This window comes from Methylomonas subterranea (assembly GCF_024505185.1).
Lineage (GTDB): Bacteria > Pseudomonadota > Gammaproteobacteria > Methylococcales > Methylomonadaceae > Methylomonas > Methylomonas subterranea.
This window is the reverse complement of sequence record NZ_JANIBJ010000008.1, coordinates 69145-94024: the sequence shown is the minus strand read 5'-3', so window position 1 is coordinate 94024 and position 24880 is coordinate 69145. Positions and strand designations below refer to the sequence as shown.

The following is a 24880-nucleotide window of genomic DNA, read 5'->3' as shown; positions in this document are numbered from 1 at the left end:
CGTAAGAGCTCCCTCTCCCCGCGGGAGGGTTGGGGAGTGAGGGGGGATAAAATTAATATGCCATTGTTTTATATACCCTCATCCTAACGATTATGAAACAGGTGTATCGCCCCGGCAAATGAAAGGCAGTACCGTAGGAGCGACGCACAGTCGCGATTCGCAAGGCCATCATCGCGACTGTGCCTCGCTCCTACCATGACTTTCATAGTAACGTTCATGAAACCGGCGCATCGCCCCGGCAAATGAAAGTAGTGCAGCTGGGCACGGTTCCTCGCCGGACAGGACGCCGTAAATACGTCCGTGTAGGCTCGACGGCAGCATCCTTGCTGCCGACGCCTGTCCGATAAGCAACCGTACCCGCTCGATTTTTTACTTTCAGAGTAACCTTCTCCCCGAGGGAGAAGGGACTGTTTCGGCTTTTACGGGAAACTCCGGAAGGGGGAGCCTTGGCTTTTAAAGCGAATCGCAACGCAACGTTAAACATGGACAATTTCAGGAGAGAAGTTTAATGTCTGGCAGCATCTCACCGTTACGCCGCTTGCAACAACTGGCTCAAATTGAGCGCGAGGACGTTACCACCCTGATCATTTACGGCATGGGGATAGGCCTAATGTCCTTGGCCACGCCGATCGCGGTACAAGCCCTCGTCAACACCATCGCCTTCGGCGCGCTGTTCCAACCCCTGATCGTGCTCACTCTGATTCTGTTGGTGCTGGTAAGCTTCAGCAACACATTGTCGGCCTGGCAATTTTACGTGGTGGAAATGCTGCAGCGCCGCCTGTTCGTGCGCCTGTTCGGCGCGGCCGCGCAACGTCTGCAGCAGGCGGACTTTGCCGTGCGCGACCGGGAATATCTGCCCGAGCTGAGCAACCGTTTCTTCGACGTCGTCACCTTGCAGAAAACCGCCGCCGTGCTGATGTTGGAAACCCTGGGCTATGTCTTGCAGACCCTGATCGGCATGACCTTGCTGGCCTTCTATCATCCGATTCTGCTGGCTTTCGATTTGTTTCTGATCGTGATGCTGGGGATTATCCTGTTCATCATGGGCAAGCACGGGGTCGATACGGCCATCGAACAATCCAAGGCCAAATATGCCGCCGCCGCCTGGCTGGAAAACATTGCCGCCAACCCCATTCTAGGCAAAGCCGCCGGGGAACAGGCTTTTTTCAGCCGGCAAACCGAACGCATAGCCTCCGATTACTTGACCGCCTGCGCCCGCCACTTCCGCATTCTGTCCCGGCAAAACATCAGCGCGCTGGCATTGCATGCCGTGGCCAATACGCTGTTGCTGGGGCTTGGCGGTTGGATGGTGATCGATCGCCAGCTCAGCCTCGGCCAATTGATCGCGGCGGAACTGGTGGTCAGCGCCATGATTTACGGCCTCACCCGCCTGGGCAAAACCCTGGATAACTTTTACGAATTGTTGACCAGCCTGGATAAAATCGGCCACCTGCTGGACTTACCGCAGGGCAGGGAAAAGGGCGGCGCGCCGGCCGACCTGGCGGCACCCATGCAGGTCGACCTGCACCACGTCGCCTTGCCGCAAGGCCCGCAACTGGATCTGTTGAAAAACATCGAATTACACATAACCCCGGGCGACAGCGTGGCAATCGGCGCCGGCGCCGAACATGGCAGCCTGCTGGATGTACTGTTCGGTTTACGCGCCCCGGTCAAGGGTTATGTCAATCTGGACCGCCAGGACATGCGCGACCTGAATCTCAGACAATTGCGCGACGACATTGCCCTGGTGCGCTGCCCCGAGATCATGGCAATGAGTATTGCCGACAATGTCTGCCTGGGACGGGATCACGACCTGAATACCGTCAGAGAGGTACTGGGCCGGGTGGGCCTGCTCGAGACGATTGCCGCCTTGCCGGAGCGCCTGAACACCGTCCTGAACCAGCACGGCAGCCCGCTCAGTCAGGAACAATGCCTGCGCCTGACACTGGCGCGCATTTTATTGCGCAGACCCCGCTTGTTGTTGCTGGATCATGTGCTGGATTGCACCGATCCCGCGCTGCTGGATAGCATGCTGACCCATCTGACGGCAAAAGACGCCCCCTGGACCCTGATCGTCGCCAGCCGCATACCGGCGGTAATTAACGCCTGTTCCCGTCATATCAGCCTGGAGAACGGCATGATCGTTGAAATCACTCCATCCACCGAAGCCCTATGACGCACGACGAAGAACTCAGCCATTTTCTTAGTCAGATCAAAACCGACTTTCCCTACGCCAGGGCCATTCCGCTGGCCGGCCGGCTGGCCAGGTCCTTGCTTTATATTTTTCTGGTCATGTTGATATTTCTGGCATTGACCCCCTGGCAACAAAACGTGCGCGGCGTCGGTCGCGTCGTTGCCTACGCGCCGGCGGAACGCCAGCAGGTCATTGCCGCGCCGGTGGACGGCCGAGTCAGCCGCTGGCTGGTCAAGGAAGGCGGCAAGGTCAAGCAGGGCGACGTCGTGCTGGAGCTGCTGGACAACGACCCCTTGCTGCTACAGCGGTTGGAAGCCGAGCGCCAAGCCCTGCTGGGCCGGAAAACGGCTATCGACGATAGGGTGGAGACTTTCCGCACTCAACTGCGCATGGCCGAAGAGGCGCGTCCGCAAGCACTGGCGGCGGCGGAATCGCGCATCGCCATGGCCGGACAGCGGCGCAGCGCGGCCGCGCAAAGCCTGGATGCCGCCCAAGCCGCCCAAAAAACCGCCGATTTGAATTTGAACCGGCAAGCACAATTGCGGGAAAAAGGCCTTTCATCGCAACGCACGCTGGAACTGGCCCAGTTGGAAATCGCCCAACGTAGCGCCGAATCCCTTAGAGCCAAGGCCGCGTTGCAAGCGGCCGACAGCGAAATTCAAGCCCTGAACGCCGATTTGCGAAAACTGGCGGCCGATACCACCTCCTCCATCGAAAAAGTCCGCGCCGATTTGAATAAAGCCATCGAGGACCAGAATTATCTGCGCGCGGATTTATTAAAACTGGAAACCCGCTTGGCCCGCCAGCAAACCCAAACCATAGTCGCACCGCAGGACGGCACCATCATGCGCCTGTTGGTCAATCCCGGCGCCGAGTTGCTCAAAGCCGGCCAGGCCGTCGCCATTTTGATACCCGACACCGCGGAACGCGCGGTTGAACTCTGGATGGACGGCAACGATTTACCCTTGATCGTCACCGGCAGCCACAGCCGCTTGCAGTTCGAAGGCTATCCCGCCATTCAGTTCGGCGGCTGGCCGGAGTTTTCCGTCGGTTCGTTCGGCGGCCAGGTGAGTTTGATCGATGCCAGCGACGATGGCCAAGGGCATTTCCGCATTTTGATCAAGCCCGACCCGAACGACCTGCCCTGGCCCGATCCGCGTTTTCTAAGGCAAGGGGTGCGCGTCAACGGCTGGGTACTGCTGGGACGGGTCACGCTGGGCTACGAACTCTGGCGTATCTTTAACGGCTTTCCACCGCTGGTTTTACCGGAACCGGAATTGACCAAGCAAGCCAAGGACGCCGGCAAATCCGCCGGGAGCGACGAGAAGAAGAGCTATGATTGACTCAGCCCCGTTGAATGCGCTTATTCGGTTCGGTATCGGCTTATCGAAGCCAGATAGGCAGCGCCCCTCGGCGGACGCGGAGCAAAAGATTGTGACGGGCCGGCTTAATAAGCATGCCCTTGGCCTGTTATTGCTAATCTGCTGTCCGGCCTTGTGGGCCGCGGACCCGCCCGTCGAGCCCTTATCCTTGGAAGAGGTGCAGGCGGCGGCGCTAAGGGCCTTTCCCGGCTTGATGTCCACGGAACAACGCAAACAAATTGCCGAGGGCGAATTTCAAACCGCCGAAGGCGGTTTCGATACAGTACTGAAATCCCAAAACCGCTGGTCGGTGGCCGGCATTTACGAAAACACTCAAAACGACGTCGTCATCGAGCAGCCCACCGCCCTGTGGGGCACGACATTTTTCGGCGGCTGGCGGCGAGGCAGCGGAGATTATCCGGTTTACGAAGGGAAAAGCCAAACAGCCGAGGACGGCGAAGTCCGGCTGGGGGTAAACATTCCCTTATGGCGCAACCGGGAAATCGACAGCCGCCGCGCTAGATTGCAACAGGCGGAACTAGGCAAACTGATCGCCAGCCACGAATACGACCAAGCCCTGTTGGACGTGCGCCGGCTGGCCAGCCAGCGCTATTGGGATTGGGTAATGGCCGGCCAACGCTTGCGGGTGGCCGAGCGTCTGCTGCAAATCGCCGAACAACGCGATGCCGGCATACGCGCGCGAGCCGCCGCCGGCGACATTGCCGACATCGAAGTCCTGGACAATCAACGCGCCATTTTGGAACGGCGGGAGCGGCGGGTTGCCGCGCAACGCCTGCTGGAGCAAAGCGCCATTCAGCTGTCCCTGTATTGGCGCGACGGCGACGGCAACCCGCAACTGCCCGACCGGGAATTGCTGCCCGCCGATTTCCCCGCCAACGAACCCGCGCTCGACATAGCCCCGGAACAAGCCATGCTGGCGGCGCAAGGCCAGCGGCCGGAGTTGAAACGCCTACTAGCGCAAAAACAACAAACCGAAACCGAACTGGCCCTGCAGGAAAATCAACGCGCGCCCGGTGTGGACTTTTCGGTGATGGGCGCCAAGGACCTGGGTTACAGCAGCCAAAAGATCAATCGGGATGAGTTGTATCTGGGCCTGAATGTGGATATTCCCCTGCAACAAAGGGTGGCCGGCGGACGGGCGCAAGCGGCCGCCGCCAATTTGCAACGCCTGAAATGGGACCGGCAATTGCTCGAGGACCGGATCAACAACGAAATCAGGGACGTGCTATCGGCCATACAAGCCGCCAGACAGCGGGTACAGCTCAGCAAACAGCAATGGCAAGCGGCCCGCCAACTGGAAGAGGGCGAGCAGAGCCGCTTTGACTTGGGCGACAGCACCCTGCTGTTTGTGAATTTGCGGGAAATCGCCCAAGGCGATGCCGCATTGATGGCAGCCGAAGCGCAAGCCAATCTGTTTAAGGCCCATGCCGATTATCAGGCCGCCCTGGGCGCGCCGATCGATCCGACACAACAGGGTTACGGCGAACAGGAGACATCGCCATGACGGGAACCGCACCGAGACCGGCAAGCCTGACTTACCAGCGGATCAAAAAAATCCTCGTCATCGGCGCGCTAGGCCTATGCCTGCTGTTTCCGGAATTACTCTGGCACAAGTTCGTCTTTATTCTGCATATTCTTTACGAAGCCGCGTCTTTTCTGTTGGAAGAAGCCCTGGTACATGGCCTGGACATGCAGAAGTATTATGCCCAAATGACAGTGTTTTACTTCTCCTGGCTGCTGGCAATCGTATTGTTCGCGGCTTTCCTGCGACAATTGCCGCATCTGATTCATAGCCTGAAGGCCCGTTGGCTGGCGTTGGTGTGGCAAATCAAATTCCGCCTGCTGTCGGCTTGGCTCGGTTCCAGCGTCTGGCAAAAAACCAAATTCATTTTTTTTCAGTTGCTGCTGGTGGTCAGCGGGCTCCTGTTTCTACTGGCTTGAAACGATCCGTCCCTTGGTGTAGGCAATGCCCTACAAGCCCCTGGTTTTGCGCAAGCTTTTGATGATAAACTTACTCGCTTGATATTTATGGCCAATCGGCCGCGGCGGCGCCCGCCAATCCAGGATTTTTTATGAGCAACCAGCAATCCGACTCCGGACTCCCCAGCATACTGAAAAAACTGGGGGCAATGACAGCCATCCGCGATACATCCATGGTGGAACAAAGCCTGCTGCGCACCCTGGGCCCCTTGCTGGGCATACTGGAGACTTCGTTTTATCGGGTTGACGATTACGGTAACGTCTTGCGCGCGCTTTACCATACACGCACAGTAGTTGACGCCCTGGGCAGCAAGCGCATAGTCGACAACCTGGAAGAAGTCACCTACGAGCAACATATTTCCGCCGAACTGCGCAATTTGTTCGACAGCGTGCGTTTGCTGCGAAAATCCTGCTGCAGAAAGCTGGGTTTGAAGCTGCTGATCTGTTATCCGATTTTCGGCGAAAACCAGGTACTGGGATATTTTGTATTTCAACGCGACCGGGAAGTGACTGCCGTGGAAGACGCCATCATTCAAGGCGTACTGGAAGTTTTCACCAATTATTTTGCCCTGCTGGACAGCAGCCAGCGCGACCAGCTGACCGGCTTGCTGAACCGCTATTCGCTGGAAACCAATCTTGACCGCTTATGGAATCTGTTGTCGGCCAAGCTGCATTCCTCCCGCGACGACGACAATGCCCGTGTCAACACACCCCAAACCTATTGGCTTTGCATCCTGGACGTCGACCATTTCAAGACCATCAACGACACCTTCGGCCACATGATAGGCGACGAGGTGCTGATCATGGTGACGCGTCTGCTGCAAGGCTCGTTGCGCCAATCCGATCTGTTGTACCGCTATGGCGGCGAGGAATTTGTCGCCATCATTGCCGCCAACGATTTTGAATCGGCGCGGGAAGCGTTCGAACGCACGCGCCTGTGTATAGAGCAATTTCTGTTTCCGCAAGTCGGCCACATCACCATCAGCGGCGGTTTCAGCAGCGCGGACCCTTCCGTGTTGCCGCAGGAAGTGATGCACCGAGCCGATAGCGCGCTTTATGCCGCCAAAAATGCCGGCCGCAACCGTATCTACGACTATGACACATTGATGAAACAGGGTGTCCTGCAAGAAGCTGCCACCGGCACCATAGACTTGTTTTAACCCTCACTCGACCGCAAGTCGGGATACGGCCCGACAGTTTGCCCGAATATTAGCCCGGCGCAATCAACGCGGTGACAAAAAAAATCCAAATCTGCTAAATTCGCGCCGCATTAACCACACTGCCCGGCGTGCGAATCGATTTACGAATTGTAGGAAAATCATGACTTCTGACAAACTGAAAAAAAACCGCAAGAAAGTGGCCCTGGATATGGAGACCTATGAAAAACTGAAGACCTTTACCCGCTTTAACGGCGTGAAATTGCGTTGCACGGTCGCCGCCTTGGTTGATTTGATGCTGCAAGATGAAGCCCTGGGCAAACAGGCCGTCGAGTTGTCCATGCAAAAACAGGCGGCCGAGTCGGACGACTGACCTCCCTTGACGCCGGGCGGTGTTGCCGATCCGGGAATGTGCATGCGCTAACTCTGATGAAGGCTGGATATTCGCCCCGGCAAATGAAATTTAACGATGTTATGTCGCTAGCCTTTCAGACTGTTGCCGCATGACTTGCGATTAACAACGCCGCCGTCCGCCAACCGGGGGCCAAGCTCCCGGAAGCACTCGGCTTGCCGAGACGCTGTGGACACAAGTACCGTCATTCCACGGCAAGCAGCCGATAATCCCGCATCGCATAAACTCCACTAGCGCGGGAGTCAATTCGAATTATACTTGACACAAAAATGCCACCGCCGTTGGAGAATCATAATGCGCAGATTTTTTTTATTGCTTTTGGGCCTGGGCTCGGCAAACTGCAACGCCGAAGTATTCAAATGCACCGAAAAATACGGCAAAACCGTTTATCAATCCAGCCCGTGCAAGGCGGCAACCAAGGAACAACAACTGGAAATCAAAACCGATCCTGCCCGGGAAGCGGCGGCAAAAGCCAAGTTGGAAGCCATTCAAAACGAATACGACGCCCGAAAATCCGCGCAGGAAAAAGCCAATAAGGAACGGGAGGAGCAACAACGCGCCAGAGACTCGCTGGAGATTGCCCGCCGCAGCGCCGCGGCCCAACAAGAACAGGCGCATGCGCAGCAACGGCAGGCGGATGCCCTGGAAAAGCAGAATCAATCGGACAACCGCCCGATGATATTTTTACCCCCGATGGTACCCAATTACCCGGCCGGACCTCACCCATCCCCCAGGCCGCAACCGCGCCCAATGCCGGACAACAACAGGCTGGATGCACCAGCGGATATGGCTCCCTGATCCCGCCGCGCGTTGGCGCTAGCCGCCGATTTGCGCGCGCCCCGCTGCGATGGCTTTTCTGACCTGCTCCGGCGCGGTGCCGCCGATATGATTGCGCGCCGCCACCGAGCCTTCCAGTTTCAATATATCGAACACATCCTCGCTAACGGCGGAGGAAAAAGCCCGCAATTCGTCCAGACTCAACTCGGATAAATCCCGTCCGCTCTCCAACCCCAAGCGCACCGCCAATCCCACCACTTCGTGGGCATCGCGAAAGGCCATGCCTTTACGCACCAGGTAATCAGCCAGATCGGTGGCAGTGGCGAAACCACGTTTGGCCGATTCGTACATATTCCGCCGCTTGGCCTTGACATGCGGCATCATGTCGGCGAAGGCACGCAGGCAATTGATCAGCGTATCGGCGGTATCGAACAAGGGCTCCTTGTCTTCCTGGTTGTCTTTGTTGTAGGCCAGGGGCTGACTCTTCATCAACATCAGCAGAGACATCAAATGCCCGGTCACCCGGCCGGATTTGCCCCGCACCAGTTCGGGAACGTCCGGGTTTTTCTTTTGCGGCATGATGGATGAGCCGGTGCAAAATGCATCGGGTATGTCGATGAAATCGAACTGCGCGCTGGCCCACAGCACCAATTCTTCGGAAAAACGCGACAGGTGCATCATCAGCAGACTGCCGGCGGCGGCAAATTCGATGGCGAAATCGCGGTCGCTGACCGAATCCAGCGAATTATTCGAAGGACGCGAGAATCCCAGTAGTTCAGCGGTCATGAAGCGGTCGATAGGATAACTGGTACCGGCCAACGCCGCGGCACCCAAGGGCATGACGTTGATACGCTTGACGCAATCCTGAAAACGCTCCTTATCGCGGCTCAGCATTTCGAACCAAGCCATCAGATGATGGCCGAAGGTAACCGGCTGAGCCACTTGCAGATGAGTGAATCCCGGCATGATGGTATCGGCCTCCTGCTCGGCCTTGTCCAACAAGGCTATTTGCAAGCGCTCGATTTGGGCCAATATGGTGGCGATATCGTCACGCAGATACAGCCGGATATCGGTTGCCACTTGATCGTTGCGGGAACGACCGGTATGCAGTTTCTTGCCGGCAATGCCGATCAGGTCGGTCAGACGGGCCTCGATGTTCATATGCACGTCTTCCTGCTTGATGGACCAGACAAACTCGCCGCGCTCTATTTCGCCGCCGATTTGCGCCAATCCGCGCTGAATGTCCGCCAGCTCCTGTTGGGTCAGAATGCCGATTTTGCACAGCATGGCCGCGTGCGCCAAGGAACCCTGAATGTCCTGCCTCGCCATGCGCCGATCAAAGGTAACCGAAGCGGTGAATTCTTCGACAAAGGCGTCGGTGGCTTCGGCAAAACGGGCGCTGGAAAGTTTTTCGGTATTAACAGTGGTCATGGCGGTCAAAAAATTGAATGGACAAAGCCGAATTATACCGTTACCGGCCCGATTTTTAGGCTTTATCGACCGAGCATAGCGCATAAACGCCGCGCTGGACTTTCAACCGTCAGCTGTCTAACATGCTCGGCGGCACACCGCCCATTCAACATCGATTAGCACATGCAACAACCCACCGCCTTCGTCAACTGGTTCAGAAACTCGTCGCCTTATATTCATGCCCATCGCAACCGCACCTTTGTGATTTTTTTCAGCGGCGCGGCGGTCACCGAACCCGAGTTCGATAATCTGATCCACGATTTCGCCTTGCTGAAAAGCCTGGGCGTCAGACTGGTGTTAGTGCACGGCATCCGTCAGCAGATAGACGAGCGCTTGCTGCAGCAAGGCGATACGCCCAGGTTTCACCACCATTTACGCATTACCGACGCCGCCACCCTGCAATACGTCAAACAGGCGGCGGGCTTGGTGCGGGTGGAAATCGAAGCCCTGTTGTCCATGGGCGTGTCCGGCTCGCCGATGGCGGGCGCCAAAATCCGCGTCGCCTCTGGCAATTTCGTCACCGCCAAACCGCTGGGCGTGCTGGACGGCATCGACTATTGCTATACCGGCAAAGTGCGCCGCATCGATACCCAGGCCATCCATCAGCAACTCGATCAAAATAACGCGGTGCTGATTTCGCCGATCGGCTATTCGCCCAGCGGCGAGGTATTCAACCTGTCCGCCGAGGAGGTCGCCACCGAAGTGGCGATTGCGCTGCATGCCGAAAAGCTGATTCTACTCACCGACCAGGCCTGCCTGTCGCCGGAAGACAACAGCCCCATTCCTCAGCTCACCGCCGACCAAGCCTCGGCCTTACTCGCTGCCGAGCCCGGATTGCCCGACGCGGTGGCACGCTCGCTGAACGCCGCCATCCAGAGTTGCCGGCAAGGCGTCGGCCGCGCCCATTTGATCAACCGCCACCTGGACGGCGCCTTATTGCTGGAACTGTTCACCCGCGACGGCATAGGTACCTTGATCAGCTCGACGGAATTCGAGGCGATCCGCCCCGCCACCCTGGACGACATAGGCGGCATCATGGAATTGATCAAGCCGTTGGAACAGCAAGGGATTCTGATCAAACGTTCGCGGGAAAAACTGGAAATGGAGATCAATGATTACATCGTCATCGAACGGGACGGCCTGATCATTGGTTGCACGGCTTTTCATATCATGAGCGACAAGCGCAATGCGGAGATCGCCTGTCTGGCCGTGCACGCCGACTACCAGAGGGGCGCGCGCGGCAACCGCTTATTGACTTACCTGACGCGGAACGCGGCAAAGCGCGGTATTCAGCGCCTGTATGTGCGCTCTACCCAAACCGTGCATTGGTTCGTCGAACGCGGCTTTAGCCCGTGCGAAATTGAAGACTTACCGGAACCCATGAAAAGCGCCTATAACCATGCCCGCAATTCCAAGGTATTGTCCAAGGCGGTCGACTGATCATGGCCGCGTTGAAGGTATTGCAGCTCACTGACTTACATATTGCCCCCCGCGCCGGCGAATTGATGCTAGGCATAGATACGGAAGCGTATTTTCGGCAAACCTTGAAACACGCCGTCGACCAACACGGCCCTTTCGATCTTGCCCTGCTAACCGGCGATTTGGCGCAAGATCCTTGCGTGGACAGTTATCAACGTATCAGCCGGCACTTGAGCGCGTTCGACATGCGCTGCCTATGCCTGCCCGGCAACCACGACGACTTCGACCTGATGCGGATTTATTTGAACAGCGGCAAGTTGGGTTGCGATAAACGCTTGGTTTTAGGCAATTGGTTGATCGTGATGCTGAACAGCCAAATAATCGGCAGCCCGGTGGGCATGCTCGCCGAGGCAGAACTGGAGTTTTTGGAAGGCACGTTACGGGCGCACAAGCGGTTGCCGACCTTGCTTGCGGTTCATCACCACTGCGTTGAAAGCGGTTCGCCCTGGATGGATGCCATGCGGATTCGGAACAGCGCGGCCTTTTTGGCGCTGATAAAACAACATCCGCAAGTAAAGGCGGTCACTTGCGGACACGTACATCAGGCTTTCGCCAAACGGGAGGCGCATATCGAGTTGTTTGCCACGCCATCCAGCTGCTTTCAGTTTACCCCCCAATCCGACGACTTCAGCCTGGACGACACGCCACCGGGCTACCGGGTGTTCAGGCTTGGCGAGGACGGCTGCTTACAGTCGGAGGTATTCCGTTTACCGATCAGGATGGACGATTTGGACCGGAATGCCCACGAATATTAATTTTCCCGGCATCCGGACAAATAACCGGCGGAATCGACCAGCACATCGTCCGCCGTCAACAAGGAACCCAACTCGTCCATGGCCTTGCGGTAAACCCGCCGCTTGAAGTAGACCACATCCTGCAAGGGGTACCAATACTCCACCCATTTGTAACTATCGAATTCCTGCTTGTGTCCGCAATCGAAGCGCACCATGGACTCGTCGCCGAGCAGCCGCAACAAAAACCAAATCTGTTTCTGACCTATGCATAGCGGCAGCGAGTTTTTGCGAATATACCGCTCGGGCAACTTGTAGCGCAGCCAATAACGGGTCCGCCCCAACAATTGCACATGCTCGGCGCGCAAACCAGTTTCTTCCCACAATTCCCGATACATCGCGGTTTCCGGGTCTTCGTCGACATCGATTCCGCCCTGCGGAAACTGCCACGAATTGGCGCCCTTGCGCTTTGCCCAGAACACACGACCCTCGTCATTGCAAAGGATAATGCCGACGTTGGGCCGGTATCCTTTCGAGTCTATCATGTAAAAACCTGTATTATTTGCCGCCCGCTGTAACGACTGAATGCTAAAATCGAACTCGGGCGGAACATTAAAATGAATGGCGCAATTGTTCCACAAATAAGCGGCGGAAGCCATAAGCCGCTTGGTTTTATTTAATTGACGGGTTTAGCGTGAGTTTAGCGATTTTTGATTTGGATAATACGCTGATTGCCGATGACAGCGACTTCCTATGGGGGCAGTTTTTGGTGGATCGCGGGATAGTGGACAAAGACCATTACGAGGCCGCCAACGCCAAGTTTTACCAAGATTACAAGCAGGGCAGCCTGGACATAGTCGAATTTTTGCGGTTTTCCCTGGCGCCCTTGGCCGCGCACGACCCCGAGCAACTCTACCAATGGCGGGAGGAGTTCGTGGAAACCCTGATCAAACCGATTACCCTCGGCGCCGCGCACAATCTGGTCGAACAGCACCGCGCGGCCGGCGATACCTTGTTGGTGATCACCGCGACCAACCGTTTCGTTACCGAACCCATCGTCAAACTTTACGGCATCGATAACCTGCTGGCCACCACGCCGGAATTCAAGGACGGTCGATACACGGGCAGGTTTATCGACACCCCTTGTTTTCAGGCCGGGAAAGTCGCTCAATTGCGGGACTGGCTATCCAGATCGACATTAGACTTGGGCGGCAGCTGTTTTTATAGCGATTCGCATAACGACTTGCCCTTGTTGCAACTGGTCGAAAAACCGGTAGCGGTGGACCCGGACGACAAGTTACGCGCCGCCGCGGAACAGGCAGGCTGGCCTATTATCAGTCTTAGGTAGGATTGGGGCTCAAGGTACAGGGTACAGGGTTCAAGATCCAAAACCGCGCACGCATCGAACCTTGAACCCTATTTAATATTGAATCGCTGTTATTTTTTCTGTATAAAGAAAATCTGCCTGTCCGCCTCTTTGAGAATTTTCAGCGGAATATGGCCGGCTTGGTCGATGTAAACCCCAAAATCCAGGTGGGCGGCGGGATCGGTGGCTATCACCTTAACCACGGCTCCGCTTTCAATTTCCATAATGGCTTTTTTTAGCCGCAACAAGGGTAAAGGACACTGCAAACCGCTGGCATCCACTTCAAAATCAAATTCGGTCATTTTGCGCACTCATAATTTCACAAACACATTTTCATCATAACACCAACCCCAGCCTTGGAAAATCAAGCAACGATGGATTACTTCCCGCTTTTTATAAAACTCAAAAACCAGCCCTGTCTGGTGGTCGGCGCCGGCGAAATCGCCGCGCGTAAAATCGAATTGCTGGGCCGCGCCGGCGCCAGAATCACAGTGGTTGCGGAACAATTCAGGGAAAGCGTACTGGCAATGCAAGACACCCTGGGACTGATTCCACGGCAAAAAAGCTTCAGCCCTAACGACGTGACCGGCATGCGTTTGGTGGTGTCGGCCACCAATTGCAGAACAACTAACGAACTGGTCGCCGCCAGCGCCGAAACACAGCGGATTCCGGTCAACGTGGTCGACAATCCGGACCTGTGCAGCTTTATTTTCCCGGCCATAGTCGATCGCTCGCCCTTGATTGCGGCGATTTCCTCCGGCGGGGTTTCGCCGGTGCTGGCCAGAATGCTAAGGGCAAAAATAGAAAGCATGATTCCGGCCCGCTACGGCCGCTTGGCGCAATTCGCCGAAGACTTCAGGCTGTTGGTAAAACAAAGCATACAAGAGCCAGCCCGGCGACGTATCTTTTGGGAAAACATGCTGCAAGGCCGGGTGGCGGAACTGGTTTTTGCCGACAATACCGAAGCAGCCGGGCGACTGCTCGAAGCCAGCCTTCACGATGCCGAACAACAACCGAATAAAGGCGAAGTATATTTGATAGGCGCCGGCCCCGGCGACCCGGACTTGATGACCTTCCGGGCTCTGCGCCTGTTGCAGCAGGCCGATGTGGTGGTTTACGATCGTTTGGTGTCGGCCGGCATTCTGGAAATGGCGCGCCGGGATGCCGAAAAAATTTACGTCGGCAAACAACGCAGCAACCACAGTCTGCCGCAAGAATCCATCAACGAGTTGCTGGCCAAGCTTGCTCTGTCCGGCAAGCGAGTGGCACGGCTCAAGGGCGGCGACCCCTTCATTTTTGGTCGCGGCGGCGAAGAAATCGAAACCCTGATGCAGCAGGGCATAGACTTCCAAGTCGTACCCGGCATCACCGCGGCGGCGGGTTGCGCCAGCTATGCGGGCATTCCGCTGACTCACCGCGACCACGCCCAGTCCTGCACCTTTGTGACCGGCCATTTAAAGGACGGCAACATCAATTTGAATTGGAAACAATTGGCCGCACCCAATCAAACCATTGTGATTTACATGGGCTTGGTCGGCTTGACGAATATCTGCCACGCCTTGATTGAAAACGGTTGCCCCTCCGATCACCCTATCGCCGTGGTCCAGCAAGGCACCACGCCCAACCAGCGCGTGCTGACCGGAACGCTGCAAGACATGCCGCAACGGGTTGAACACGAAGATATCAAGCCGCCCACCTTGATCATCGTCGGCACGGTGGTGAGCTTACACGAAAAACTTAACTGGTTTAAAACCGCGCAAGCTTCCGCCGGTTAGGCTTCGGTATTTCAGCAAACTTTAAGTTGAAATCGGAACAATGAGGCCGCAAGCCAGTGAAATCATCCTGTTTTATTGAAAATCGATTGAATTTTTCTCTAAAATTCCCTATGCTTTCCTGACTTTTACCATTGGCTCGTGGACAGACTTTTTAACCCCACGGACCTTTTTTTAATCACAACGAGAGACATAATAATGAAAAAATCATTTGGTTTATTAGTAGGCGCGGCTCTGATTGCCATCAGCGGTCAAGTTGCCGCTAACGAAGCAGAAGAAATCGGCGCGAAAATCTATGAGCGTGCTTTCGGTCGCGGCTGCGGCGCTTGCCACGACATCGCGTCAAACCCACAACTGAAAGAACTGATCAAAGCCGGCAAACTGCCTAAAGATCAATTCTCCAAAGTTCTGAAAGAAGGTAAAAACGGCATGCCGAAAGCAACCGCAGCCATCATGGAAGTCGGCCCCGTCAAAAAAGCCGGCCTGACCGAAGACCAAGCCATCGACGCTGTTTACTCATATTTGAGCAAATAAGTCCAAAAGCTTTAGAGCTAAAAAAAAGCCGCCTCACAATGTGGGGCGGCTTTTTTATCGCCTGTTTAAAATATCGTTAAATCAGTCCTGGCGACTGCGTCCGATATAAAGGGTATGGTTTTTTTGATGCGTCAACCGATAGCGATGCCGCAGCCAAACTCCGGCCAAAGCCGCAATCATCAAACCGCAAGAGATAAAGGTCAAATAAACCAGATCCTTTAAATCGGTAATTTCCTTGATCAATTGCTGGTTAACAGCATCGGTCCTTGGGCTAAGTTGCGGAGCGTCGGTATAAGCACTCAACACTCTGACATCGCTCTTCAAATCCTGAATGGTATTCAGCGAATCGGCCACGCTGCCACGCTTGATATTCTCTTCCAACGACCGCAATTTGCTTTCTATCGAGCCGCTTACCAAGCCGAACAATTGCCCCTTCAGCGTGTTGATCTCGGCTGAAATAGCCGGATTGTGCACGGCATAGCTTGCCACCGAGGCCTGATTGGAAGTGAAGTTGTTGAGGCGATCTTGCCTGGGAATTACAACCAAACCCATCAGAAAAACCGTTACCATCAAGGCAAACACCAGCATCAATAAAAATCGATTGGCTTTAACCAAGGCGTGCTGTCTTTGCACCGCCTGAAGCATGGCTAGCGCGCGCGACTCATGGTTGGCATCATCCGGATTAATCTCAGGCATAGTGCTCATTATTGTTGTAGTTTGCTAATCAGGAAGCGATCGGCCAAAACGGCATGACACAGCAAAAAAGCGATTTCGCCCATCTTAAAGCCGATCTTGACCATAATAATCCATTATACAAGCTTCGCTGAAAATGTCCTGCTTTATGCAGCCGGGAAAAACTTAGCGGCCTTTTTTGGCGGCAATCCGCATTCTCAAGGCATTCAACTTGATAAAGCCTTCAGCGTCTTTTTGGTTATAGGCGCCGGCATCGTCCTCGAATGTGGCGATGTTTTCATCGAACAGGCTATTGTCGGACTGACGACCAACCACGATGACGTTACCTTTATAGAGTTTTACCCGCACCTTGCCGTTCACATGGATCTGCGAGGCGTCTATCATGGTTTGCAGCATGGCCCGCTCCGGACTCCACCAGTAACCGTTGTAAATCAAAGAGGCGTAACGCGGCATCAACTCGTCTTTCAAATGCGCCACCTCGCGATCCAGCGTTAACGACTCGATGGCGCGATGCGCTTTCAGCATCACGGTACCGGCCGGGGTTTCATAGCAACCGCGCGATTTCATGCCGACATAGCGGTTTTCCACGATATCCAGCCGCCCAACCCCATTGGCGCCGGCAACTTTATTCAGCTTTTCCATCACCTGATGCGGAGTATGCGTTACGCCGTCAATGGCCACGATGTCGCCGTTTTGATAGCTTAATTCGACGTAAGTGGCTTGGTCGGGGCCATTTTCCGGCGAAACGGTCCAACGCCACATATCTTCTTCCGGCTCGGTCCATGGATTTTCCAGAATGCGGCCCTCATAGGAAATATGCAGCGAGTTAGCATCCATGGAGTAAGGCGAAGATTTGCCTTTTTTCATCTCCACCGAAATGCCGTGCCGCTCGGCGTAATCCAGCAATTTTTGCCGCGAATTCAAATCCCATTCCCGCCAAGGTGCAATCACCTTGATATCCGGGCGCAAGGCGTAGGCACCCAATTCGAAACGCACCTGATCGTTGCCCTTGCCGGTGGCGCCGTGGGAAATCGCATCGGCGCCGGTTTCGTTGGCGATTTCGATCAAGCGCTTGGCGATCAGCGGCCGGGCAATCGAAGTACCGAGTAGATACTCGCCCTCGTAAATGGTATTGGCCCGGAACATCGGGAAGATAAAGTCGCGGGCAAACTCCTCGCGCAGATCGTCGATGTAGATTTGCTTGATGCCGGCGGCGGTGGCTTTGGCGCGAGCTGGCTCCAGTTCCTCGCCCTGGCCGATATCGGCGGTAAACGTCACCACTTCGCATTGGTAGACATCCTGCAACCATTTGAGAATTACCGAGGTATCCAGACCGCCGGAATAGGCTAGTACGACTTTTTTGACTTCGGACATAATGCGTTTCACACCTTAAATTTAACAATAAAAAATGCCGCGATTATAGCCGAAATCGACCGGCGTTTCCCCCGCATCGCAACGAAGCCACTCAAAGCGCGCGAATCAGCGTATCCGCTATGCGGCGGGTGGCGCCCTGATTGTGCAGGACGAAAGCCTTGGCTTTGGCGGTCAATTTGTCTTTAAAATCGGTATCGGCATGAATTTGCAGCACCGCCGCCATGACCGCATCCATAGTGGCGCATTGCACGGCGGCCTGTTCGGCCAGTATCCGTTCGGCGATTTCGGCAAAATTAAACATTTGCGGCCCGAACAATACCGGCACGCCGATCAAGGCCGGCTCCAGCACATTATGTCCGCCCACCGGCACCAGACTGCCGCCGACGAAAGCCACGTCGACCGCCGCGTAAAGCAGCTTCAATTCGCCCATGCTGTCGGCGATGTAAACATCGGTAGCCTCGGAAACCGGCAGGTTTTCGCTGCGCATGACTACCGTCAGCCCCTGCTCCAGACACAATTTCCGCACCGTCAAAAAGCGCTCCGGATGCCTGGGCGCTATCATCAACAACAGTTGCGGAATCCGTTGCTTCAAGCCAGCAAACAATGACAGCAGTTGCGCTTCCTCATCCTGATGCGTGCTGGCCAACATCCAGACGAAACGCCCGGCAAACTGCCTTTTTAATGCCCGCCCGGCAGCAATTACGCCGTCGTCGATGCGCAGGTCGAATTTTACATTGCCTAGCACCGCCACCCGTTCCGCGTCGGCGCCTATTTCCATAAACCGTAACCTGTCGGCTTCGGCTTGGGTGGCGATCAGACTGACACACTGCAAAGCCGGTTGAATTAAGGCGGGGATTTTTTTATAGGCTTGCGCCGAACGCGCGGACAAACGCGCATTGATTACAAACAAGGGGATTTTCTGCTCCGCACAGGCCGCAAATAAATTCGGCCAGACTTCCTTTTCCAAGAACACAGCCATTTTCGGCCGAAAATGGCTCAAAAAGCGCTGTACCACTAGCGGAAGATCGTAAGGCAGATAGACATGCTCCACTTGCGCATCCAGCACGGCCCGCACTCTGGCGGAACCGGTGGGCGTAGTGGTGGTCACTAAAAACCGCTGTTCGGGATGTTCGGCCCTTAGCAGGCGTATCAGCGGAAACGCCGCCTCCGCCTCGCCAACCGAAACGCAGTGAAACCAGATTGGATTTTGCCGGGCCTGCCCGACATAAAACCCCAGACGCTCGCGCCAACGGCGGCGATATTCGGGAGCCTTGAAACCTCGCCAATACAGTCGCAACAAAACGGCGGGCAAAGCCAAGTAAAAAATAAATGTATAAAGTTGCCGCATCCTTTCAGCACCCAACGTGTAATCGATCAAAACCGTCCGCCGGGGATTTAGCTATTAATGCAACCACCTTTGATACCTCCCTCTCCAATTTGCGGAAAGTATAACAAAGCAGCCACGGCAATTAACGCCGATATTCCCGGCCTGGACTCGGCACAACCACATAACCGTTGGCATGCCTACGATAAAAGGTATTGCCGGCCACGTAGTAGGGCCGCCCTTGCCAGTAGGTCACGCGTTTGAAACGGGGCAACTGATTGACGAAAGCGCCGAACGGAGCGGCAACGGCCACATAACCATGCCGGGAAGACCGATAGAACAAACCGTCGGCATAATAGTATTCGCCCGGGACGGCATACACCCGGGAGTAGCCTCGCGGCAGCGACACGCCAGCCGGTGCATGATTGTAATGGCGCTCTTGTTGGCGATAATCGGCTGCTCGAGTGCCGCGCCAATCGCCGGCCACCGCTCCCTGCCGGCTCATCAAAGCCAACAAAACCACAAGCAGGATATATTTGAAATTGAACGTTTTCATGACTGACTCCTTGACGGAATGTTGCTTGTAAATTGCGGCGCGACCAACGCGCCGCAATTTTTATTAGCTTTTGCCAAACGCCATATTATTTGGCCGCTTGATCTTTTCTTTCATGATGGCGTTTTTGCCATTTTTCGTGGCGCTCTTTTTTCATGTCCTCGAACTTGGCCATTTGCTCCGGAGTCAGCACGGTTTGCAAACGTTGGTCTGTTTCCTGGCGCAACGCTTCGCGCTTGGCGTGTTGCTCTTCAAAAACCTGTTGCAACTGCTGTTTTTGCTCGGCGCTTAAATCCAGTTTTTGGGCCAGATGTTCGATTCTGTCGCCCTTATGACCCTTGAAATCGCCGTCGTGTCCGCCGGGGAAGGCGCCGACGGTTAAAGGAAGTGCCAAGGCCAGTGCAATGATTAGGATTTTTTTGTTCATGATATTTCTCCGATGAGTAAGGGGATTGAAACGGCTTTTCTCCGTTTTCGGGTTCTACTTTATCGATGAAAATCGCAAACAATAGGGAGTAAATGAGGAAAGATTGTGCAAATCAGTCGTGGCCGGCCGGCTGCCTGTCGTAACGATAACCGGCACCGTACACCGAATGAATCAGTTCCTGGTCGGGCAGCAGTTCGGCCAATTTTTTGCGGAGCTTTTTGATGTGACTATCTATGGTGCGATCGGACACGATGCGCTGATCCGGGTACGCCAGATCCATCAAACGGGAACGGGAAAATATATGCCCGGGCTGACGGCACAAGGTCTGCAATAACTGAAACTCCACCGCCGTCAGTTCGATTTCCCGCCCCTCGGCGCCAACTCTGAAGCTGTTGGCATCCAAGATCAAGCCGTCGTCGGCATGGGATTGATCGGCTTGCGGTTGCAGGCGGCGTAGCACCGCCTTGACGCGCGCCACCATTTCCCTGGGGCTATAGGGCTTGCAGATATAATCGTCGGCACCCATTTCCAGCCCCAGCAAGCGGTCGATTTCCTCGACCCGCGCGGTAACCATAATGATGGGGACCTGGCTGAAACCGCGAACTTCCCGGCAGATCGACAAGCCGTCGCGGCCGGGCAACATGAGATCCAGCAAAATCAGATCGGGACGCTGCTGCTTGAGCGACGGCAATACCGCATCGCCATGGCTGACGATGTCGGCGGCAAAACCGGCATTCCGCAGATAATCGGCCGCCAGCGCAGCCAATTTTTGTTCGTCTTCGACAATCAGAATGCGCTGCATGCGACTCATCATTTTGCCAGCGGAAATTCAATCACAATCGCCAGTCCGCCCAATTCCGAGGCTTGCGCCCGGATGCGGCCGTTATGCGCCGCCACAATATTGCCGCAAATCGCCAGACCCAAGCCGGCCCCGCCGTGATTACGGTTGCGAGAACTTTCGACCCGGTAAAAACGTTCGAACAGTTTATCCAGTTCAGCCGCCGCCACGCCGGGCGAGCTATCGGCGATCTCGATATGCAATGTGGCCGCGTCGCTGGAGACGCTAACGACTATCCGTCCTCCGCTGTCGGTGTAACTGAGGCTGTTTTTCAGTAAATTGCGGAACAATTGCGACAGGCGATCAGCGTCGGCATACAAACCGGGTAGGGTTTGGCAGCGCTCTATCAGTTCGACCCGCAACCGTTTGGCGTCAAACTCCGCCGCCAGCGCGGCCAAATCGGCCCGCAAAATCTGTCGCGGATCGATTATGGTTTTGCGATAACTCAGCGCGCCCTGATCGGACAAGGCCAATTGATATAAATCTTCCGTCAAACGGTTTAGCCTCATCACGTCGGCCAGCAGGGAATCGACCGCTTCGGCGCTCATGGGCCGAATGCCGTCCTGCAGGGCCTCCAACTCGCCCCGCAAAACCGCCAGGGGCGTGCGTAATTCGTGGGAAATATCGGCCACCCAACGCCGCCGGGCCTGTTCCGACTGCTCCAGCGCCGCCGCCATTTCGTTGAAATCCCGCGCCAGTTGCCCCAATTCGTCACCGGACTCGACCGGCAGGCGAATGGCGTAAGTGCCCTTGCCCAACTGCTGCGCGGCCCCGGCAATCCGCTTGATGGGCCGGCCCAACAGGTAGGCCAGCAGCGTCGCCAGCAAGGCCGACAGGACAACCATCAATAACGCAATCCAGGCGAAGGCCTGGGTTTGCCGTTCCATGAAGCGCAAATCGCCGATCTGATTATCTCCCCGGCCCGGCAACAGACCCAGGTAACCCACTATTTGGCCGGCGTACTCTATCGGCCGTAGCGACAACTCGGCCAGTTTTTCCTGCCGTCCATATAACAGCGAGCGATCGGCATTCAACAGCATCACCCGCAATTCCAGCGGAATCAAACGCCGCATGCGGCCGTCGGCGTCCTCGGTTTCCGGTGGCCAAAGATTGCCCGGTTCCGCCGACACCTTGGCAATCCAGGGCGGCGGATAACGGTGATGTCGGTTATTCGATTGCAGCAACAAGCGTATCCATTGGCGTTTATTGGCCGCCAACGGGGCCCAACTGCCTGTTTCGGCATAATAGTCGCTCAAAGTCTCCAGCAGATTTTCCACCCGTTCATGCTGGCGCGCCTCAACCAGTTCATGAAAGCCTCTGTCCAGGGACCAACGCATGAACAAATACATGCCGGCCACCACCAGCAGGGTGGTCAGCAAAAAAGTCAGAAACAGTTTGATACGAATGGATTGGCGCACGGCATTGTCCGATGATGTTGTCCGTCATTATGGCCCGCAAATGTGCAAAAACCATGAAATATGTGCCGGCCAAGCCGAAGTTGGCCTAAAATGCGGCATCAAATTAATGAATCAGGATATTTTATGCATATTCTCGGAGTGGATATCGGCGGTTCAGGCATTAAAGGCGCCGTGGTCGATACGGTTAGCGGAGAATTGTTGACGGAACGCCACCGGATCGACACGCCGCAGCCGGCCACCCCGGAAGCCGTGGCGGCGGTGTTGGCGCAACTGGTTTTACACTTCAACTGGACGGGACCGGTCGGCTGCGGCTTTCCGGCCGCCATCCAGCACGGCGTGGCCAGAACGGCGGCGAATATTTCCAAGGGCTTTATCGGCACCGATATCGACGCGCTGTTTTCCGAAGCCACCAACTGTCCCTGTTACAACGTCAACGACGCCGATGCCGCCGGCATGGCGGAAATGCAATTCGGAGAAGGCGCCAAGCAAGCCGGCGTCGTGCTGTTGGTGACCATAGGCACCGGCCTGGGCACGGCTCTTTTTACCGATGGGCATTTAATCCCCAATACCGAACTGGGCCACCTGTATCTGGACAACGGGCTGGAAGCCGAACGTTACGCCTCGGACGCCGTGCGCAAAATCGAAGATCTGGGCTGGAAAGCCTGGGGCAACCGCTTCAACGCCTACCTGACGCTGATGGAAAATCTGTTCTGGCCCGACTTGATCATTCTGGGCGGCGGCGCCAGCAAGAAGTTCGACAAGTTCAAGGAACAATTGAAAGTGGTGGCGCCGGTAAAACCGGCTGCCTTCTTGAATCAGGCCGGCATTGTCGGCGCCGCCTTGTTTGCCAAATCCAAACTTTAAGCCACTACGCCCGTGGCGGAAAACGCCGTTGCCATCATGCCCGCCGTCATCCGCTTCGATGAAGTCAGCGTCGGCGTTGACGGCAAAAACCTGCTGTCCCGAGTCAGTTTCAGCCTGCGGGCGGGCGAAAAAGCCCTGCTGGGCGGAAAATCCGGTTCCGGCAAAAGCACCGTTCTGAAAACCCTGCTGGGCATGCGCAGCCCAACGGCCGGCGTAGTTTATTTCAACGGCCAACCGTTAAACCCAATAACCGTGCAAAACATCCGCCGTTGTATCGCCTATATCGGCCAGGAACCGGTATTGGGCGCCGACACGGTTCGCAATGCCCTACTGCTACCGTTTCAATTCAAGGCCCATCGCCACCTGAGTCCCCCGGACAGCCGGCTGAAGGATGTGTTGCAGCGCCTGCGCTTGCCGGTCGGGCTATTAAGCCGGGACTGCGCCGGCATCTCCGGCGGTGAAAAACAACGGCTGGCCCTGGCCCGCGGCCTGTTATTGCAGAAGACCGTTTATTTGCTGGACGAAGTCACCAGCGCCCTGGACGCGGAAAGCAAACAAGCGGTATTCGAGGTGTTTGCCGATCCGCAATTGACCCTGCTGGCCGTGGCCCATGACCCGGATTGGCTGGAACGCAGCCAGACCGTGTTTGAAATGCATGCCGGGCAGATGACCCGAACGAGGTGACATGGAAACCCTGGATATATCACTATCGCGCATGATCATGCTGTACGGCTTGTGCCTGTTGCCATGGTCTTTGCTGTGGGCGATCGGCGCCGGATTGAGCCGCGATATCGGCATCGGCATCGCGCGCATGACACTGCAACTGGGTCTGGTGGGCGTATATCTGAAAACCCTGTTCGCCCTCAACAACCCCTGGCTGAACGCCGCCTGGATATTGATCATGCTGATCGTGGCGGATTTCAGCATTTTGCGCCGGGCCGGCCTGAAACCGCGCTATTTTGCCCTGTCCTGTTTTAGCGCCGTTGCCGTCAGCATACTGTTGTCCAGCGCCTATCTGGTGGTATTGGTCATCCAGCCGGCGCATTTTTACGATGCCCGCTATCTGGTACCGTTGGCCGGCATGATTTTGGGCAATTGCATGCAAGGCAATGTCATCGCCCTGGAACGCTTTTACGCGGCGGTCGGCAAGAACCAAACCGAATACACCACCTATTTAATGCTGGGAGCCAGCCGCTGGGAAGCCTTGCTGCCCTACTTCCGCCAAGCCGTCAAGTCCGCCATCAATCCAAGCATCGCCAATATGGCCACCATGGGCTTGGTGTCCCTGCCCGGCATGATGACGGGGCAAATCCTGGGCGGCAGCGATCCCTGGATAGCGGTGAAATACCAAATCGCCATCATGATCTGCATTTTTACCAGTACCACCCTGGCCACCGTCATCAATCTGAAATTAAGCCTGCCTATCGCCTTTAACGACTACGACATGTTAAACGAGCGCTTGTTTGCCGACTCCAAGCACTGAGCGACCACTCTTTCAATTCGCCAATAGCCGCTGCATTTTCTTTACCCGACCATTTCGATTCAGCGTTAATCCATCCTCGCCCGTACTCGGATCGACCAGCGCCTTCAGCCGGTTTATCTCCCACCGGGTCCACGCCGTCGCCGTGATGTCCGCGGTTTAGTTGCTTGGTTTTCAAGTAAGCGTAGCGCTGAACGAATCGGAGCCATTAGCCCCGCGTTGAATTTGACAGGCAATGAAAACTTGGAAAACCCGCCAAACAATTTATCGGCAAAAATTAATGCTTGCGGGAGCGAGAAATTCGGCCTTATAATTTCGACTCGATATAATATCGATTCGATGAACTTACCCGGAGCCCATAATGAAAATAACTACCGCTTCCGCCACCGCGCTCTTGCTACTAACAGCAAACCACTCGAGCAGTTTCGCGACAGACGCCACTCTTGCATCGGCATTGCTTGGAAACTCCGATTTCCGCAACCCGCCGGGTTTAATAGCCTATGACAATTTGCCGAGCGGCCTGCTGGTTTCATTATTGATCATCGGCATCTATGCACTTTATTGGTTCAAACAAAAAGCCTAACCATTAAAACACTATCGACAAACTACCGGCAATCAAGCAACACGACTCTCGTGCCGATCGGCCCGACAGCCT

General features: G+C 55.6%; 26 protein-coding genes. 16 read left to right on the top strand and 10 right to left on the bottom strand.

The window, feature by feature from the left end; translation table 11 throughout:
• The first annotated feature begins 508 nt into the window (after positions 1 to 508).
• From NP590_RS05990 to NP590_RS05960, 7 genes are all read left to right on the top strand, one after another.
• Entirely contained in the window at positions 509 to 2176 is a 1668-nt protein-coding gene (locus NP590_RS05990) for an ATP-binding cassette domain-containing protein (RefSeq protein WP_256601357.1), read from the top strand.
• The gene (locus tag NP590_RS05985) at positions 2173 to 3537 is read left to right on the top strand and encodes an HlyD family secretion protein (protein WP_256601355.1); all 1365 of its coding nucleotides are present in this window, start codon (positions 2173 to 2175) and stop codon (positions 3535 to 3537) included. The genes NP590_RS05990 and NP590_RS05985 overlap by 4 nt, the downstream gene beginning before the upstream one ends.
• 151 nt (positions 3538 to 3688) lie before the next feature.
• Positions 3689 to 5080, top strand: a complete 1392-nt coding sequence (locus tag NP590_RS05980; RefSeq protein ID WP_256601354.1) for a TolC family protein — start codon at positions 3689 to 3691, stop codon at positions 5078 to 5080.
• Positions 5077 to 5517 carry a hypothetical protein gene (locus NP590_RS05975; protein ID WP_256601352.1) on the top strand — a complete coding sequence of 147 codons (441 nt, stop codon included), beginning with the start codon at positions 5077 to 5079 and terminating at the stop codon, positions 5515 to 5517. The genes NP590_RS05980 and NP590_RS05975 overlap by 4 nt, the downstream gene beginning before the upstream one ends.
• A 131-nt stretch (positions 5518 to 5648) precedes the next feature.
• Entirely contained in the window at positions 5649 to 6716 is a 1068-nt protein-coding gene (locus NP590_RS05970) for a GGDEF domain-containing protein (protein ID WP_256601351.1), read from the top strand.
• 160 nt (positions 6717 to 6876) lie between these two features.
• The gene (locus NP590_RS05965) at positions 6877 to 7086 is read left to right on the top strand and encodes a hypothetical protein (RefSeq protein ID WP_256601350.1); all 210 of its coding nucleotides are present in this window, start codon (positions 6877 to 6879) and stop codon (positions 7084 to 7086) included.
• A gap of 333 nt (positions 7087 to 7419) precedes the next feature.
• Positions 7420 to 7923 carry a DUF4124 domain-containing protein gene (locus NP590_RS05960; RefSeq protein ID WP_256601349.1) on the top strand — a complete coding sequence of 168 codons (504 nt, stop codon included), beginning with the start codon at positions 7420 to 7422 and terminating at the stop codon, positions 7921 to 7923.
• 18 nt (positions 7924 to 7941) lie between these two features.
• Here the strand turns inward: NP590_RS05960 and argH are convergent, their stop codons facing one another.
• Complete coding sequence (gene argH / locus NP590_RS05955; protein ID WP_256601348.1) at positions 7942 to 9333, bottom strand: argininosuccinate lyase; 1392 nt, start codon at positions 9331 to 9333, stop codon at positions 7942 to 7944.
• A 162-nt stretch (positions 9334 to 9495) separates the two neighbouring features.
• Between argH and argA the strand changes: the two genes are divergently transcribed.
• Complete coding sequence (argA, locus tag NP590_RS05950) at positions 9496 to 10812, top strand: amino-acid N-acetyltransferase (RefSeq protein WP_256601347.1); 1317 nt, start codon at positions 9496 to 9498, stop codon at positions 10810 to 10812.
• A 2-nt stretch (positions 10813 to 10814) separates the two neighbouring features.
• On the top strand, positions 10815 to 11606 hold the full coding sequence (gene cpdA / locus NP590_RS05945) for a 3',5'-cyclic-AMP phosphodiesterase (RefSeq protein WP_256601346.1): 792 nt from the start codon (positions 10815 to 10817) through the stop codon (positions 11604 to 11606).
• Here the strand turns inward: cpdA and NP590_RS05940 are convergent.
• A complete protein-coding gene (locus NP590_RS05940; RefSeq protein ID WP_256601345.1) occupies positions 11603 to 12127 on the bottom strand; it encodes an RNA pyrophosphohydrolase in 525 nt (174 codons plus the stop codon). The two genes, cpdA and NP590_RS05940, sit on opposite strands and share 4 nt — an antisense overlap.
• Before the next feature lie 149 nt (positions 12128 to 12276).
• Here NP590_RS05940 and NP590_RS05935 point away from each other — a divergent pair, with 149 nt between their 5' ends.
• On the top strand, positions 12277 to 12930 hold the full coding sequence (locus NP590_RS05935) for a histidinol-phosphatase (protein WP_256601344.1): 654 nt from the start codon (positions 12277 to 12279) through the stop codon (positions 12928 to 12930).
• Positions 12931 to 13019: 89 nt separating this feature from the next.
• On the opposite strand, the gene NP590_RS05930 is transcribed toward NP590_RS05935, so the two are convergent.
• Positions 13020 to 13250, bottom strand: a complete 231-nt coding sequence (locus NP590_RS05930) for a sulfurtransferase TusA family protein (protein ID WP_013820292.1) — start codon at positions 13248 to 13250, stop codon at positions 13020 to 13022.
• Positions 13251 to 13322: 72 nt separating this feature from the next.
• On the opposite strand from NP590_RS05930, the gene cysG reads away from it, so the two are divergent.
• A complete protein-coding gene (cysG, locus tag NP590_RS05925; protein WP_256601389.1) occupies positions 13323 to 14723 on the top strand; it encodes a siroheme synthase CysG in 1401 nt (466 codons plus the stop codon).
• A 138-nt stretch (positions 14724 to 14861) separates the two neighbouring features.
• The gene (locus tag NP590_RS05920) at positions 14862 to 15254 is read left to right on the top strand and encodes a c-type cytochrome (protein WP_504222743.1); all 393 of its coding nucleotides are present in this window, start codon (positions 14862 to 14864) and stop codon (positions 15252 to 15254) included.
• A gap of 81 nt (positions 15255 to 15335) precedes the next feature.
• On the opposite strand, the gene NP590_RS05915 is transcribed toward NP590_RS05920, so the two are convergent.
• From NP590_RS05915 to NP590_RS05885, 7 genes are all read right to left on the bottom strand, one after another.
• Positions 15336 to 15950 carry a hypothetical protein gene (locus NP590_RS05915; protein ID WP_256601343.1) on the bottom strand — a complete coding sequence of 205 codons (615 nt, stop codon included), beginning with the start codon at positions 15948 to 15950 and terminating at the stop codon, positions 15336 to 15338.
• A 162-nt stretch (positions 15951 to 16112) separates the two neighbouring features.
• Positions 16113 to 17321 carry an argininosuccinate synthase gene (locus NP590_RS05910; RefSeq protein ID WP_256601342.1) on the bottom strand — a complete coding sequence of 403 codons (1209 nt, stop codon included), beginning with the start codon at positions 17319 to 17321 and terminating at the stop codon, positions 16113 to 16115.
• Positions 17322 to 17412: 91 nt separating this feature from the next.
• Complete coding sequence (gene waaA, locus NP590_RS05905) at positions 17413 to 18669, bottom strand: lipid IV(A) 3-deoxy-D-manno-octulosonic acid transferase (RefSeq protein WP_256601341.1); 1257 nt, start codon at positions 18667 to 18669, stop codon at positions 17413 to 17415.
• A gap of 121 nt (positions 18670 to 18790) precedes the next feature.
• Positions 18791 to 19201 (bottom strand): DUF6515 family protein, encoded by a 411-nt coding sequence (locus NP590_RS05900; protein ID WP_256601340.1) that lies wholly within the window; start codon positions 19199 to 19201, stop codon positions 18791 to 18793.
• A gap of 85 nt (positions 19202 to 19286) precedes the next feature.
• On the bottom strand, positions 19287 to 19625 hold the full coding sequence (locus NP590_RS05895) for a periplasmic heavy metal sensor (protein ID WP_256601339.1): 339 nt from the start codon (positions 19623 to 19625) through the stop codon (positions 19287 to 19289).
• A 112-nt stretch (positions 19626 to 19737) separates the two neighbouring features.
• On the bottom strand, positions 19738 to 20427 hold the full coding sequence (locus NP590_RS05890; RefSeq protein WP_256601338.1) for a response regulator: 690 nt from the start codon (positions 20425 to 20427) through the stop codon (positions 19738 to 19740).
• Positions 20428 to 20435: 8 nt separating this feature from the next.
• Positions 20436 to 21881, bottom strand: a complete 1446-nt coding sequence (locus NP590_RS05885; RefSeq protein ID WP_256601337.1) for an ATP-binding protein — start codon at positions 21879 to 21881, stop codon at positions 20436 to 20438.
• A 123-nt stretch (positions 21882 to 22004) separates the two neighbouring features.
• Between NP590_RS05885 and ppgK the strand changes: the two genes are divergently transcribed.
• The 4 genes from ppgK to NP590_RS05865 all read left to right on the top strand — a co-directional run bounded on the left by ppgK (position 22005) and on the right by NP590_RS05865 (position 24808).
• Positions 22005 to 22745, top strand: a complete 741-nt coding sequence (ppgK, locus tag NP590_RS05880) for a polyphosphate--glucose phosphotransferase (RefSeq protein ID WP_256601336.1) — start codon at positions 22005 to 22007, stop codon at positions 22743 to 22745.
• A gap of 36 nt (positions 22746 to 22781) precedes the next feature.
• Positions 22782 to 23429: an ABC transporter ATP-binding protein gene (locus tag NP590_RS05875; RefSeq protein ID WP_256601335.1), complete on the top strand. Its 648-nt coding sequence runs from the start codon at positions 22782 to 22784 to the stop codon at positions 23427 to 23429.
• A 1-nt stretch (position 23430) separates the two neighbouring features.
• Complete coding sequence (locus NP590_RS05870; RefSeq protein ID WP_256601334.1) at positions 23431 to 24228, top strand: ABC transporter permease; 798 nt, start codon at positions 23431 to 23433, stop codon at positions 24226 to 24228.
• A 358-nt stretch (positions 24229 to 24586) separates the two neighbouring features.
• Positions 24587 to 24808, top strand: a complete 222-nt coding sequence (locus NP590_RS05865; RefSeq protein WP_256601333.1) for a hypothetical protein — start codon at positions 24587 to 24589, stop codon at positions 24806 to 24808.
• The last annotated feature ends 72 nt before the right edge of the window (positions 24809 to 24880 follow it).